The organism is Rhizobium sp. KNZ14-9A (genome assembly GCF_056755015.1).
This window is the reverse complement of the sequence record NZ_JBPGXB010000002.1, coordinates 2,665,970-2,679,237: the sequence shown is the minus strand read 5'-3', so window position 1 is coordinate 2,679,237 and position 13,268 is coordinate 2,665,970. Positions and strand designations below refer to the sequence as shown.

Sequence of the window (13,268 nt, the reverse complement as noted above, 5' to 3'; positions counted from 1 at the left end):
TGGAATGAGGGCGCGCTTCAAGTAATTGGGCCGATATGCTGTTCTGGATTCTCGTGGCCGTCCTGACGGCGGCTGTTGCCGCCATTCTGCTTTACCCTCTTTTGCGTGGGGCGAAGGCGGCTGAGGATACGCGCGCCGGTGAAGCGGCCGTCTATCGCGACCAGTTGCGTGAACTCGACAGGGATCTCTCGGGCGGCCTGATCAGTGCCGACGAGGCCGATTACGCCCGCGCGGAGATCGGCCGCCGGCTGATCGCCGTTTCCGGTGTTGCTCCTGCCGAAGAACGCAAGCCTGCAAGGCATCACCGCCTGACCGAAGCCTTCATCGTGCTGCTCCTGCCGGTCATCGGGCTCTGTCTTTACATGAATACCGGCAGGCCCGACCTGCCGTCCCAGCCGCTGGAAGCCCGGCTTGCCAATCCCGGCAATGATATGGCCGTTCTCGTGGCCAAGGCGGAGCGGCATCTGGCGCAGAACCCTGGTGACGGCAAGGGTTGGGATGTGCTGGCGCCGATCTATTTCAGCACCATGCGCATTTCCGATGCCGAGACCGCCTATCGCAACGCCATCCGCCTGCTTGGCCCAAGCCCCGCTCGCCTCGACGGCCTTGCCGAAACGCTGATGGCGATGGCCGAAGGCGTGGTGACGGAAGATGCGCGCAAGGTGCTGGAACAGTCATTGGCGCTTGAGCCGAACAACCCGCGTGCGCGGTTTTATGTTGCATTGAGCCTGGAGCAGGCGGGCCAACCGGATCAGGCGCGCACTGCCTTCGAGGATCTCGCCAGGCAATCGCCTGATGATGCACCGTGGCTGCCGCTGGTCAACGAGCATATCGCCAGGAACGGCGGCACGGCGGTCGCCCCTGCAGCCGAGCCGGAAGCCAAGCCTGCCGCACGACCGTCAGTTCCGGGCGGCCCGACGGCGGAGGATGTGGCGGCAGCCGAGAATCTGAATAGCGGCGACCGGCAGCAGATGATCCGCGGCATGGTGGAAAGCCTGGATGCCAAACTGACTGCCGATCCTGATAATTTCGAGGGCTGGATGCGTCTTGTCCGCTCTTACGCCGTATTGAACGACAAGGATCGCGCCGCCGGCGCCTTGAAGCGGGGGCTTGCCGCCTTCCCGGCATCGGGCGACGAGGGCAGGCAGCTGCTCGCGCTGGCAAAGGAACTCGGCATCGCGACGGAAGGATTGAGGGCCACGGAAGGATTGAGGGAATGACGCGCAAGCAGAAACGCCTGACGGTGATTGCCGGCGGCATGAGCTTCATCCTTGTCGCGGTGCTGCTCGTGATGTTCGCCTTCAGCCAGTCGGTCGCCTATTTCTATATGCCGGGTGATCTCGCCAAGACGCCGGTGGCGCCCGGCACCCGCATCCGCCTCGGCGGCCTCGTCGGCGAGGGCAGCGTCATGCGCGGCGAAGGTTCTGTCGTGCGGTTTGCAGTGACCGATCCGAGCGGTCAGATCGTCAACGTCCGTTACCAGGGCATTCTGCCGGATCTGTTTCGCGAGGGGCAGGGGGTGGTGACCGAAGGCGCCTTCGAGACGGGCAGCACTGTCTTCACCGCCGATACCGTGCTTGCCAAGCATGACGAGACCTATATGCCCAAGGAAGTGGCCGACAGGCTGAAGGCTCAGGGCCTGTGGGAAGAGGGCAAGGGCCCGGCATCGCAAGGTGAGGTGCCGCAAGGTGCTGAAGCCAAGGGCGAGGCCAAGGCTCAGGAAGCCAAGGGCCAGGAAGTCCAGGCGCGAGAGACAAGGGCGACGCCATGATCATCGAGATCGGCCATTATGCACTGGTTCTGGCGCTCGCAACCGCGATCGTCCTGTCGGTCGTGCCCGTGATCGGTGCGCGGCGCGGCGATCAGGCGATGATGGATGTGGCGCCGCTCGGTTCCGTCCTGCTCTTTGCCCTCGTCGCCTTCTCCTTCGGCGTGCTCACCTATGCCCATGTCGTCTCCGACTTCTCGGTGCAGAATGTCTGGGAGAACTCGCATTCGCTGGTGCCGCTGATCTACAAGTATTCCGGCGTCTGGGGCAATCACGAGGGCTCGATGATGCTCTGGCTCCTGATCCTTTCGCTGTTCAGCGCGCTGGTCGCCGTCTTCGGCCGCAATCTGCCGGATACGCTCAAGGCCAATGTTCTCGCCGTCCAGGCCTGGATCTCGGTCGCCTTCATCCTCTTCATCCTGTTGACCTCCAATCCCTTCGTCCGCCTTGATCCGGCTCCCGCCGAGGGCAAGGACCTGAACCCGGTGCTGCAGGATATCGGGCTGGCCATCCATCCGCCGCTTCTCTATCTCGGTTATGTCGGCTTCTCCGTCTGCTTCTCCTTTGCCGTTGCCGCCCTTCTCGATGGCCGCATCGATGCCGCCTGGGCGCGCTGGGTGCGGCCCTGGACGCTGGCCGCCTGGACCTTCCTGACGCTTGGCATCGCCATGGGCTCCTACTGGGCCTATTACGAACTCGGCTGGGGCGGCTGGTGGTTCTGGGATCCGGTGGAGAATGCCTCCTTCATGCCCTGGCTTGCCGGCACGGCGCTCCTGCATTCCGCCCTCGTCATGGAAAAACGCGAGGCGCTGAAGATCTGGACGGTGCTGCTGGCCATCCTCACCTTCTCGCTGTCGCTGATGGGCACCTTCCTGGTGCGCTCCGGCGTCCTGACCTCGGTGCATGCCTTTGCCAGCGACCCGAGCCGCGGCGTCTTCATTCTCTGCATCCTCTTGATCTTCATCGGCGGGGCGCTGTCGCTTTTTGCCTTCCGCGCCCCGCTTCTGTCGGCCGGCGGCCTGTTTGCGCCGATCTCGCGCGAGGGGGCGCTCGTCGTCAACAACCTGATCCTGACGGTTGCCTGCGGCACGGTGTTAACAGGCACGCTCTATCCGCTGGTGCTGGAAACGCTGACCGGCGACAAGATCTCCGTCGGGCCGCCCTTCTTCAACCTGACCTTCGGCCTGCTGATGGCGCCGCTTCTGATCGTCGTGCCCTTCGGGCCGCTGCTTGCCTGGAAGCGCGGCGACCTGCTCGGCGCCCTGCAGCGGCTGTACGTTGTTGCCGGTCTCGCTTTCGTCGCAGCGCTGGTCTTCTTCTATCTCGAACATGGCGGCCCGGTCATGGCCGTGCTCGGCCTTGCTGCCGGCCTGTTCCTGATCTTAGGTGCGGTGGCCGACCTCTGGTATCGCGCCGGTATCGGCAAGGTGAAGGCGGATATCGCCTGGCGCCGGTTCTCCGGCCTGCCGCGCTCGGCCTTCGGCACCGCACTTGCCCATGCCGGGCTTGGCGTCACCGTGCTCGGCATTGTCGCGGTCACCACCTTCCAGACCGAACATGTGGTCGAGATGAAGCAGGGCCAGTCGACGGATGCCGGCGGCTACAGCATCGTCTTCGACGGCATGCAGCCGGCCACCGGTCCGAACTATACCGAGGACCGCGGCCATTTCTCGATCCGCCGCGGCGGCGCGCAAGTCGCCGATGTCTGGTCGGCCAAGCGGCTCTATACCGCAAGGCAGATGCCGACGACGGAAGCCGGTATCCTGACCTTCGGCCTCAGCCAGCTCTATGTCTCGCTGGGTGACGCCACCCATGACGGCGGCATTGTCGTGCGCATCTGGTGGAAACCCTTCATCCTCTGCATCTGGGTTGGAACCTTGATCATGGCCCTCGGCGGCTTCGTCTCGCTCAGCGACCGGCGCCTGCGTGTCGGTGCGCCGAGCAGGAAAGCAAAGGCGAAGCCGGCGGCACCTGCCATGGAGCCGGCGGAATGATGCGCCGTCCCCCATCTCCCTCATTCCTGTGCTTGTCACAGGAATCCAGCGCGCCCAAGTCCCTGGGCACAAGAGACTCACTCAACGACGGCGTAGATTCATTCACGGCGCGGACGCGCCGTGGCTGGATTCCTGTGACAAGCACAGGAATGAGGGGAGGAGAGGTTCGGCGCATGTCGCAAATCTCGTCTCTGCTCTCCCGGCTCCTCATTATCCTGTTCGTCCTCTTCACGCCCCTGTCCGCCTTCGCCGTCAACCCGGACGAGATGCTCACCGACCCCGCCCTCGAGGCCCGGGCGCGGGCACTGTCGGCCGAACTGCGCTGCATGGTCTGCCAGAACCAGTCGATCGACGATTCCAATGCGGATCTCGCCAAGGACCTGCGCCTGCTGGTGCGCGAGCGCATCACCGATGGCGACAGCGACGAGCAGGTGCTGAACTACATCGTCTCGCGCTACGGCGAATTCGTGCTGCTCAAACCGCGCTTCAGCGCCAGAACGCTGCTGCTCTGGGGCGCACCCGTGCTGCTGATCCTCGCCGGCGGGGCCTCGCTCATCGTCTTCGCCCGCAAGCGGGTAGGCAAACCCACCGGCAGCAAACTCACGGACGAAGAGCAGGCGAAGCTCGCCGAGTTGCTGGAAAAATAGGAAACCATTCCGCCGCGACAAACCACGGCGGATTGGTTGATCCTCACGCCTTTCGATAGGGAAAGAGCGCCCTGACGGCAGGATCGCGCAGCCACAAGCCGCCCCACATGAACAGCCCGAGATAGATGCTGAACAGGATATGGCTGAAGAGCGGGCTTCCGGCCCGGATCTGCGTGGCCATGGCACCCCCGAGCAGCCCCATCATCAGCACCGCACCGAAAACGCTCGTCTGCGGGATGAGGTAGAGCACGAGGCAGGTCAGCTCGATCAGGCCGATCATCAGCACATAGCCGTTTGGCCATCCGAGCTGGGTCATGGTTTCCTCGGCAATCGGCAGGCCAAGAAGCTTGGGGGCGATCGATGCGCCCAGCATGAAGAGCGCGAAAAGCCCGGTCAGCACGCGACCGGTCCAGATCATGGCCTTATCGTTCATCGCTGATCCGCCGGAATCGTATTGACCATCCAGGGTGTACCGAAGCGATCGGTGAACATGCCGAAGCCCGGCGACCAGAAAGTCGCGTTGAAGGGCATGGTCACTTTGCCGCCTTCCGACAGCGCCTCGAAGACACGCTTCGTTTCCGCCGCATCCTGACTGTGATAGGTGGCGCTGAAGCCGCCCATGTCCTCCTGATATCCGGGAGGGGCGTCACAGCCCATCAGGGACTGGTCGCCGACATCGAGCCAGGCATGCATGATCTTGTCCTTGAAGGACGGATCGATCGGCATGTCGCCGGGCGCTTCCCCGAAAGTGTGCATGCCTGTCAGCTTGCCGCCGAGCACTTTTGCGTAGAATTCGAAGGCTTGCCGGCATTCGCCTTTGAAGACGAGATTCGTTACGAGTTTCATGGTCCTCACTCCCTCTGATTTCCTTGAGTTGCAATCCAGCTTTCCAGCCTGCCGAAGGTGCTCTCCCAGCCATGTCTGTGTCCGGTAAGGCTCTCCTCGGACCTCAGGTCCGCATGGGTGAAATCCATCCGCGTGCGGCCATCGGCCAGTTCCTCGAAGACAACGGTCACGAGTGTCACGACCGGTTCGCCATCCTCATGCGATCCCTCCCATTGGAAGGTGAAGGAGAGACGCGAGGGCTCCTCGATCTCCCGGTAGACGCCGTTTTGCCAGAGCAGACGACCGTCCTCCGCGTTCTTCAGGCAGGCCCGATAGGCGCCGCCGACGCGCAGATCCTGCACGACGCTGACCGCCGGCCATTCGACAGGGCCGAGCCAGGCAACGACCATTTCCGGCCGGGTCCAGGCGGCCCACAGGAGGGCACGCGGTGCATTGAATATCCGTTGCATATGCAATGTGGGGCGCGATAGCTGATCGGCCATGATATTCCCCTATCGTGATTGAAAAATGCGGGGTCGACATTCAGTTGCGTGGGCCGCTGTCGTCCGCTCTCTGGATCTTCTGTAGGTAGCCATCCAACCGGTCGAAGCTCGATTCCCAGAACCGCCGGTATTGCTCCAGCCAGTCGGCAATGCTCTTCATCGCCATCGGTTCTAGCCTGGCCGGTCGCCATTGGGCTTCCTTGCCCCGGCTGATGAGCCCCGCCTTTTCCAGCACCTTCAGATGTTTCGAGACCGCCGGAAGGCTCATCTCGAAGGGGGCGGCGAGTTCGTTGACCGAAGCTTCGCCTTCGGCCAGCCGCGCGATGATCGCCCGGCGTGTGGGGTCTGCGAGGGCTGCGAAAGCGGCGCTCAAAGTGTCGGTTTGCATGATGGGCCTCGTATGTAACTCAATGGTTAAATACAGGGCACGACCTCGATTGTCAACCGATCGGTTAAATGCGGTTTGGTGAATTAATCTCGCCCTTCGGCATGCAACCAAAAGAATATTGGTACATTACGAATTTTTCATGGGCTGGACAGTTCGTAGTAAGGTGCGGCGTCCTATATCTCGGTCATAACTGATCCGGCACCGCCGGAACGAAGGTCTGAACAAGAAAAGAAGGTATTCTTATGCTGAAAAATTTCCGCGGACGTCCGTCCCTCAAAACGGTGCTTCAGGCATCCACCGTTGCAGGTCTGGCAGCCGCCGTTCTTGCAACCGGTATCCCTGTCGAGATCTCCCGTTCCTATGCCGAGGCTGTCAATGTCCAGTCCCCCTCGGTTCCGAGCTTTGCAAATGTCGTTGACGCCGTTTCCCCGGCCGTCGTTTCCGTTCGCGTCGAAAGCCGCGTCAAGCCGGCCTCTGATGATGGCGACGGTTTCTCCTTCGATTTCAACGGTCGCGGCTTTGACGATCTGCCTGACGCTCTGAAGCCGTTCTTCCGTCAGTTCGGCGAACAGGGCCAGGGCCACCAGGGTCAGAACCAGCAGCGCCGCTTCGGCCAGCCGGGCGGCCCGGGTCGTCTGCGTCCGGTCGCTCAGGGCTCGGGCTTCTTCATCACTGAAGATGGCTACATCGTCACCAACAACCACGTCGTTTCCGACGGCTCCGCATTCGTTGCTGTCATGAACGACGGCACCGAGCTTGATGCCAAGCTGATCGGCAAGGACCCGCGCACCGACCTCGCCGTGCTGAAGGTGGATGGCAAGGGCCGCAAGTTCACCTATGTCAATTGGGCCGATGACAACAAGGTCCGCGTCGGTGACTGGGTCGTCGCCGTCGGCAACCCCTTCGGCCTTGGCGGCACGGTCACCGCCGGCATCGTTTCGGCCCGCGGCCGTGATATCGGCTCCGGCCCCTATGACGATTACCTCCAGGTCGACGCAGCCGTGAACCGCGGCAACTCTGGTGGCCCGACCTTCAACCTCAACGGTCAGGTCGTCGGCATCAATACCGCGATCTTCTCGCCGTCGGGCGGCAGTGTCGGTATCGCCTTCGCGATTCCCGCCTCCACCGCCAAGGATGTCGTTGCCGACCTGATGAAGGACGGTACCGTTTCGCGCGGCTACCTCGGCGTTCAGATCCAGCCGGTCACCAAGGATATCGCCGACTCCCTCGGTCTCTCCGAAGCCAATGGCGCTCTCGTCGTCTCCGCTCAGGAAGGCACGCCGGGCCAGAAGGCCGGCATGAAGACTGGCGACGTCGTCACTGCCGTCAATGGTGAGCCTGTCAAGGATGCCCGCGATCTCAGCCGCCGTATCGGCGCGATGACGCCGGGCAGCAAGGTCGAGCTTTCGGTATGGCGTTCCGGCAAGGCCCAGTCCGTGACTGTCGAGCTCGGCACGCTGCCGGCCGACCAGCAGGCTTCCGCTGGTGACGACAACGGCCAGCCGGACCAGGTCCAGCCGCCGGCTTCCGAGAAGGCGCTTGCTGATCTCGGCCTGACGGTCGGCCCGTCGGATGACGGCAAGGGCCTCGCCATCACCGGCATCGATCCGAATTCGGATGCTGCCGACAAGGGCATCAAGGAAGGCGAGACGATCACCTCGGTCAACAACCAGGATGTCTCCAGCGCCGACGATGTCGTCCGCGTCATCAACCAGGCCAAGAAGGACGGCCGCACCCGCGCGCTGTTCCAGATCCAGTCGAAGGACGGCAGCCGCTTCGTCGCCCTTCCGATCAACGGCCAGGGCTGATCTTCTGGCCTCAGAATGCCGGAGCCGTGCAGGCGCAAATGCCGCGCGGCTCCAACGCCTCAAGTCTGACCAATTCTTCACAGCTGCCAAATTCTTCAATTATGCCAAATTCTTCAATTATGAAGGACGCCCGCAATGACCTCCCCCCAACAGGAAGACGCTTTGAGCCTTGCCGAAAAGCAACCGGCGGGTAATGTCGGCCGCATGAAGATTCTCATTATCGAAGACGATCTCGAAGCGGCGGTCTATCTCACGAAAGCCTTTCGTGAGGCCGGGATCGTTGCCGACCATGCAAGCGATGGCGAAAGCGGTCTTTTCATGGGGTCGGAGAATACTTACGACGTCATCGTCATCGACCGCATGCTGCCGCGCCGCGATGGTCTCTCCGTTATCAGCGAGCTGCGCCGCAAGGGCATCCACACGCCCGTTCTCATTCTTTCGGCCCTCGGCCAGGTCGACGACCGCGTGACGGGTCTCCGCGCCGGCGGCGACGATTATCTGCCGAAGCCCTACGCTTTCAGTGAGCTGCTTGCCCGCGTCGAAGTGCTCGGCCGCCGCAAGGGCACGCCGGATCAGGATGTCGTCTATCGCGTCGGCGATCTCGAGCTCGACCGCCTTTCCCATGAGGTTCGCCGCGGCGGCAAGGAAATCCCGTTGCAGCCGCGCGAATTCCGCCTGCTGGAATATTTGATGAAGAATGCCGGTCAGGTCGTGACCCGCACCATGCTTCTGGAGAATGTCTGGGATTACCACTTCGATCCGCAGACCAATGTCATCGACGTGCATGTCTCGCGCCTGCGCTCCAAGATCGAGAAAGACTTCAGCCAGCCGCTGCTGAAGACGATCCGAGGTGCGGGGTACATGATCAAGGATGAGGGATGAGCCGTTTCCGGGTTCTCTTCAAGTCCACCGCAGTCCGCCTTTCGGCACTTTATATCCTGCTTTTCGCCATCTGCGCTGCAACGCTCGTCTTCTATGTGACGGCGATGTCCGAGCGGCTGCTGACCGGCCAGATCCGCGATGCGGTCGCCCAGGAGGTGACGCAGGTCCAGCGCGCCTATGATGCCGGCGGCATGAACCTGCTTCTGCGCACGATGGAGCGCCGCGCCCGTCAGCCGGGCGCCAATCTCTATCTTATCGCAGGCCCCTCGGGTGACATCCTTGCCGGCAACGTCGCCTCCGTGCAGCCGGGTGTTTTCGAGGAGCAGGGCTGGACCTCGGTGCCCTTCATGTATCAGCGCTATACCGATAGCGGCGTGGTGCGGCATACGGCGATTGCCAACATCTTCGTTCTCGACAATGGCCTGCGCGTGCTGATCGGTCGCGACCTCGGCGAGCCGGAACGCTTCCGCGTGCTGGTGCGCCAGGCGCTGATGATCGCGCTCGCCATCATGGGCCTCGGCGCCATCATCATCTGGTTCGGCATCGGCCGCAACGCGTTGAAACGCATCGACCGCATGTCGGACGCCGGCAAGAAGATCATGGCCGGCGATCTCTCGCAGCGCCTGCCGGTCGCCGGCTCGGGCGACGAATTCGACCGACTTTCCGTCTCGCTGAACAACATGCTGGAACGCATCGAAAAGCTGAACGAAGGTTTGCGGCAGGTCTCGGACAATATCGCCCATGACCTGAAGACGCCGCTGACGCGCCTGCGCAACAAGGCCGCCGATGCGCTCGACATTGAGGACGGCGAGGTGCGCCGCGGCGCGCTCGAAGGCATCATCTCAGAATCCGACCAGCTGATCCGCACTTTCAATGCGCTGCTGATGATCTCCCGCGTGGAGGCCGGTTCCGTCGCCGCCGAAATGTCGCCGATCGAGCTCTCCGCCATCGTCGCCGACAGCGCCGAACTCTATGAGCCTGTTGCCGATGAGGCGGGCATGGTGCTGACCTCGGAGATCGAGCCCAGCATCGAGATCCAGGGCAATCGCGAGCTGATCGGCCAGGCGATCTTCAATCTGCTCGACAATGCGATCAAATATTCCGCCGATACCGAAGGGGCAGGCGCCGTCTCGGTGAAGCTCAGCCGCCGCCCTGACGGCATCTGCCTCTCCGTCGCCGATCACGGCCCGGGCGTGCCGCTTGACAGGCGCGAGGACGTAGTGAAGCGCTTCGTGCGCCTGGATGAAAGCCGCTCGAAGCCGGGCACCGGTCTTGGCCTGTCTCTCGTCGAGGCGATCATGGAGCTGCATGGCGGCACGCTCGAGCTTTCGGATACGGATTCCGGCAACGCGCAGCGCCCAGGCCTGACCGTCAGCATGGTTTTCCCCGCACGGGCCGCCTGATTTTCCTAATGATTTTCATATTGGCGCTTTCGCTTTCACACCCTAGTTTAAAGTCGCATTGCGGCATGGCAGGGAGAGCAAATGCTGACGAAATCGAACCACGGCCTGAAGGATGTCGCTGAAGGACTCCTGCGGCCGCTGAGCCAGGCGGAACTGAAATCGGCGCTTGCCGACCTGCAGGATATCGGCAAGAGCGAGCCTGTCGTGGCTGAGATGCTGAAAGCCGAGGGGCCGCTGCGCGACTTTATCGCCGCTGTCCTGACGCTCTCTCCCTACCTGCGCGAAATCGCCAATCTCGATCCGGCAATCCTTGCTTCCGCTATCAGCGACCCGCTGGAGCCGCAGATCGAAGCGTTGATTGCAGAAGCGCGCGATTGCTGGAAACCGGACAGCGAAGGAAGTACGCCCGGCGAAAGCCAGGTGATGACGAGGCTTCGCATCGTCAAGCGCAGGGTAGCCTTCCTCGTAGCCCTTGCCGATCTCGCCCGTATCTTCGACGGCCGCGCAACAACCGGCTGGCTCAGCGAACTTGCCGAGGCCTCGGTCGAGGCCGCCATCGATCACCTGCTGCTGTCGACACATGAAAGCGGCAAGCTCAAGCTGAAAAATATCGCCGCTCCCAGCGAAGGCTCCGGCGTAATCGTTCTCGGCATGGGCAAGCTCGGCGCCTCCGAACTCAACTATTCCTCCGATATCGACCTCGTCATCTTCTTCGATGAAGAGGCCGGCATCGTGCCCGACCCCGATGATGCGATCGAGATCTTCCCGCGCATGATGCGGAGGCTGGTGCGCATCCTGCAGGAGCGCACGGCGGATGGCTATGTCTTCCGCACCGATCTCAGGCTGCGGCCGGACCCCGGCTCCACGCCGCTCGCAATCCCCGTCGATGCCGCCATGATCTATTACGAGGGCAGGGGGCAGAACTGGGAACGGGCCGCCTTCATCAAGGCCCGTGCGGTTGCCGGCGATATCGCGGCTGGCCAGCAGTTCCTGCGCGGCCTCGCTCCCTTCGTCTTCCGCAAATATCTCGATTATGCGGCGATTGCCGACATCCATTCCATCAAGCGGCAGATCCATGCCCACAAGGGCCATGGCGCAATCGCCGTGAAAGGCCACAACGTCAAGCTCGGCCGCGGCGGTATCCGCGAGATCGAATTCTTCGTGCAGACCCAGCAGTTGATCGCCGGCGGGCGCATGCCGGCTCTGCGCTCCCGCGTCACCGAGGAGACGCTGGCCGAACTCACCAGGGCAAAATGGATCGACGCGGAAACCCGAGACGAGCTGACCGAAGCCTACTGGTTCCTGCGCGATGTCGAGCACCGCATCCAGATGGTGCGCGACGAGCAGACCCATCTTCTGCCGGAGACTGATGCCGAGCTGAAACGCATCGCCTTCCTGATGGGCTTTACCGATACGCCGAGCTTTTCCGAGCGGCTGGTGGAGGTGCTGAAGACGGTCGAGCGCCGTTATGCCGATCTCTTCGAGCAGGAAACCAAGCTCTCCGTTGGGACAGGCAATCTTGTCTTTACCGGCCAGGGCGACGATCCCGATACGCTGGAGACGCTGAGGAAACTCGGCTTCGAACGCCCTTCGGATATTTCCCGCATCATCCGCACCTGGCATTACGGCCGCTACCGTGCCACGCAATCGGTCGAGGCGCGCGAGCGGCTGACGGAGCTGACGCCCGGGCTTCTGCGCGTCTTCGGCGAAAGCAAGCGGGCGGACGAGGCGCTGCTGCGCTTCGACAGCTTTATTTCCGGCCTGCCGTCGGGCATCCAGCTCTTCTCGCTGCTTGGCAGCAACCCGGCGCTGCTCTCCCTCATCGTCAACATCATGTCCTCGGCACCGAAGCTCGCAGAAGTTATCGCCGCCCGCCCGCATGTCTTCGACGGCATGCTCGACCCCGGCCTGATGGCCGAGCTGCCGACGCGCGCCTATCTCGGCGAGCGGCTGAAGGCCTCGCTGATGCAGGCCCGGCACTATGAAGAAGTGCTGGACCGGCTGCGCATCTTCGCGTCGGAGCAGCGCTTCCTGATCGGCATCCGCCTGCTGACAGGCGCAATCAATGGCGACATGGCCGCGCGCGCCTTCACCCATCTCGCCGATCTCATCATTGAAGCCGCCCTCGACGCGGTCATGAACGAGATCCGCGTTGCACACGGAAATTATCCCGGCGGACGGATTGCGATTGCCGGCATGGGCAAGCTCGGCAGCTTCGAACTGACGGCAGGCTCCGATATCGATCTCATCCTGCTCTACGACTACGACGATGCCGCCGCTGAATCCGATGGTGCAAAGCCGCTTGACGCGACGCGTTATTTTACCCGCATCACCCAGCGCCTGATTGCCGCCTTCTCAGCCCCGACCGCCGAAGGCGTGCTCTACGAAGTCGACATGCGGCTCCGGCCCTCGGGCAACAAGGGACCGGTCGCCACCCGCATCAATTCCTTCGGTAAATACCAGCGCGAAGAGGCCTGGACCTGGGAGCATATGGCGCTGTCGCGCGCCCGGCTGATCTGCGGCGACCAAAGCCTGGTCGGCGAGGCGGAAGGCATCATTGCTGACGTGCTCTCAACAAAGCGCGATATCGCCAAGGTCGCCCACGACGTCGCCGAGATGCGCGAGCTGATCGAAAAGGAAAAGGCGCCGGAAAATGGCTGGGATCTGAAGCTCATTCCGGGCGGCGTGATCGATATCGAATTCATCGCCCAATATCTGGCCCTGATCGCGCCGGCAAAGGGTGTCGAGACCAAGATCAACGGCCTCACTACCGGTGCCGCTTTGAAGACGCTCGGCGACAAGTTGATGACCTCCGCCGATCTCGATACCTGCCTTGAAGCTTTCGCGCTCTACACAGAACTTTCGCAACTGATCCGGCTCTGCATCGACAGCCTCTTCGATCCCAAGGAAGCACCCGCGGGCCTGACCGAGCTCGTCTGCCGGGCCGGAGACTGCCCTGACATCAAGACTTTGGAGGGCGAAGTAAAGCGGCTTTCCAAGGCGGTCCGTAAGGTCCTTCAGACGGTGGTGAAGGCGTAGGACCGGATTGC

Annotated in this window: 12 protein-coding genes; 8 read left to right on the top strand and 4 right to left on the bottom strand. The window is 62.6% G+C overall.

Annotated features, from left to right (window positions below; all coding sequences use genetic code 11):
* Nucleotides 1-35: 35 nt before the first annotated feature.
* The 4 genes from ccmI (at nucleotide 36) to ACR9ZQ_RS20005 (ending at nucleotide 4,409) form a co-directional block, all read left to right on the top strand.
* Nucleotides 36-1,220: a c-type cytochrome biogenesis protein CcmI gene (gene ccmI / locus ACR9ZQ_RS20020; RefSeq protein ID WP_481428635.1), complete on the top strand. Its 1,185-nt coding sequence runs from the start codon at nucleotides 36-38 to the stop codon at nucleotides 1,218-1,220.
* Complete coding sequence (ccmE, locus tag ACR9ZQ_RS20015; protein ID WP_481428634.1) at nucleotides 1,217-1,771, top strand: cytochrome c maturation protein CcmE; 555 nt, start codon at nucleotides 1,217-1,219, stop codon at nucleotides 1,769-1,771. The genes ccmI and ccmE overlap by 4 nt, the downstream gene beginning before the upstream one ends.
* On the top strand, nucleotides 1,768-3,762 hold the full coding sequence (locus ACR9ZQ_RS20010; protein WP_481428633.1) for a heme lyase CcmF/NrfE family subunit: 1,995 nt from the start codon (nucleotides 1,768-1,770) through the stop codon (nucleotides 3,760-3,762). The genes ccmE and ACR9ZQ_RS20010 overlap by 4 nt, the downstream gene beginning before the upstream one ends.
* Nucleotides 3,763-3,935: 173 nt before the next feature.
* Nucleotides 3,936-4,409, top strand: a complete 474-nt coding sequence (locus ACR9ZQ_RS20005; protein WP_481428632.1) for a cytochrome c-type biogenesis protein — start codon at nucleotides 3,936-3,938, stop codon at nucleotides 4,407-4,409.
* 43 nt (nucleotides 4,410-4,452) lie between these two features.
* On the opposite strand, the gene ACR9ZQ_RS20000 is transcribed toward ACR9ZQ_RS20005, so the two are convergent.
* The 4 genes from ACR9ZQ_RS20000 to ACR9ZQ_RS19985 are packed head-to-tail and all read right to left on the bottom strand — an operon-like array spanning nucleotide 4,453 to nucleotide 6,125.
* Nucleotides 4,453-4,842 (bottom strand): DoxX family protein, encoded by a 390-nt coding sequence (locus tag ACR9ZQ_RS20000; protein ID WP_310382745.1) that lies wholly within the window; start codon nucleotides 4,840-4,842, stop codon nucleotides 4,453-4,455.
* The gene (locus ACR9ZQ_RS19995) at nucleotides 4,839-5,255 is read right to left on the bottom strand and encodes a VOC family protein (RefSeq protein ID WP_310382747.1); all 417 of its coding nucleotides are present in this window, start codon (nucleotides 5,253-5,255) and stop codon (nucleotides 4,839-4,841) included. The genes ACR9ZQ_RS20000 and ACR9ZQ_RS19995 overlap by 4 nt, the downstream gene beginning before the upstream one ends.
* 5 nt (nucleotides 5,256-5,260) lie before the next feature.
* Nucleotides 5,261-5,737 (bottom strand): SRPBCC family protein, encoded by a 477-nt coding sequence (locus tag ACR9ZQ_RS19990; protein WP_481428631.1) that lies wholly within the window; start codon nucleotides 5,735-5,737, stop codon nucleotides 5,261-5,263.
* A 40-nt stretch (nucleotides 5,738-5,777) separates the two neighbouring features.
* Nucleotides 5,778-6,125 (bottom strand): ArsR/SmtB family transcription factor, encoded by a 348-nt coding sequence (locus ACR9ZQ_RS19985; RefSeq protein ID WP_310382751.1) that lies wholly within the window; start codon nucleotides 6,123-6,125, stop codon nucleotides 5,778-5,780.
* Between the two features lie 242 nt (nucleotides 6,126-6,367).
* On the opposite strand from ACR9ZQ_RS19985, the gene ACR9ZQ_RS19980 reads away from it, so the two are divergent.
* The 4 genes from ACR9ZQ_RS19980 to ACR9ZQ_RS19965 all read left to right on the top strand — a co-directional run bounded on the left by ACR9ZQ_RS19980 (nucleotide 6,368) and on the right by ACR9ZQ_RS19965 (nucleotide 13,257).
* Nucleotides 6,368-7,933 carry a Do family serine endopeptidase gene (locus ACR9ZQ_RS19980; RefSeq protein WP_481428630.1) on the top strand — a complete coding sequence of 522 codons (1,566 nt, stop codon included), beginning with the start codon at nucleotides 6,368-6,370 and terminating at the stop codon, nucleotides 7,931-7,933.
* Between the two features lie 135 nt (nucleotides 7,934-8,068).
* Entirely contained in the window at nucleotides 8,069-8,815 is a 747-nt protein-coding gene (locus ACR9ZQ_RS19975) for a response regulator transcription factor (protein ID WP_029616368.1), read from the top strand.
* On the top strand, nucleotides 8,812-10,218 hold the full coding sequence (locus ACR9ZQ_RS19970; RefSeq protein WP_481428629.1) for a sensor histidine kinase: 1,407 nt from the start codon (nucleotides 8,812-8,814) through the stop codon (nucleotides 10,216-10,218). Before ACR9ZQ_RS19975 ends, ACR9ZQ_RS19970 begins: the two co-directional genes overlap by 4 nt.
* An 81-nt stretch (nucleotides 10,219-10,299) precedes the next feature.
* Entirely contained in the window at nucleotides 10,300-13,257 is a 2,958-nt protein-coding gene (locus ACR9ZQ_RS19965) for a bifunctional [glutamine synthetase] adenylyltransferase/[glutamine synthetase]-adenylyl-L-tyrosine phosphorylase (protein ID WP_481428628.1), read from the top strand.
* Nucleotides 13,258-13,268: the final 11 nt, after the last annotated feature.

Excerpts from the sequence above, each read along its gene's own strand:
- ccmI (WP_481428635.1), top strand. The coding sequence starts at position 36 with ATGCTGTTCTGGATTCTCGTGGCCGTCCTGACGGCGGCTGTTGCCGCC.
- ccmE (WP_481428634.1), top strand. The coding sequence starts at position 1,217 with ATGACGCGCAAGCAGAAACGCCTGACGGTGATTGCCGGCGGCATGAGC.
- ACR9ZQ_RS20010 (WP_481428633.1), top strand. The coding sequence starts at position 1,768 with ATGATCATCGAGATCGGCCATTATGCACTGGTTCTGGCGCTCGCAACC.
- ACR9ZQ_RS20005 (WP_481428632.1), top strand. The coding sequence starts at position 3,936 with ATGTCGCAAATCTCGTCTCTGCTCTCCCGGCTCCTCATTATCCTGTTC.
- ACR9ZQ_RS20000 (WP_310382745.1), bottom strand. The coding sequence starts at position 4,842 with ATGAACGATAAGGCCATGATCTGGACCGGTCGCGTGCTGACCGGGCTT.
- ACR9ZQ_RS19995 (WP_310382747.1), bottom strand. The coding sequence starts at position 5,255 with ATGAAACTCGTAACGAATCTCGTCTTCAAAGGCGAATGCCGGCAAGCC.
- ACR9ZQ_RS19990 (WP_481428631.1), bottom strand. The coding sequence starts at position 5,737 with ATGGCCGATCAGCTATCGCGCCCCACATTGCATATGCAACGGATATTC.
- ACR9ZQ_RS19985 (WP_310382751.1), bottom strand. The coding sequence starts at position 6,125 with ATGCAAACCGACACTTTGAGCGCCGCTTTCGCAGCCCTCGCAGACCCC.
- ACR9ZQ_RS19980 (WP_481428630.1), top strand. The coding sequence starts at position 6,368 with ATGCTGAAAAATTTCCGCGGACGTCCGTCCCTCAAAACGGTGCTTCAG.
- ACR9ZQ_RS19975 (WP_029616368.1), top strand. The coding sequence starts at position 8,069 with ATGACCTCCCCCCAACAGGAAGACGCTTTGAGCCTTGCCGAAAAGCAA.
- ACR9ZQ_RS19970 (WP_481428629.1), top strand. The coding sequence starts at position 8,812 with ATGAGCCGTTTCCGGGTTCTCTTCAAGTCCACCGCAGTCCGCCTTTCG.
- ACR9ZQ_RS19965 (WP_481428628.1), top strand. The coding sequence starts at position 10,300 with ATGCTGACGAAATCGAACCACGGCCTGAAGGATGTCGCTGAAGGACTC.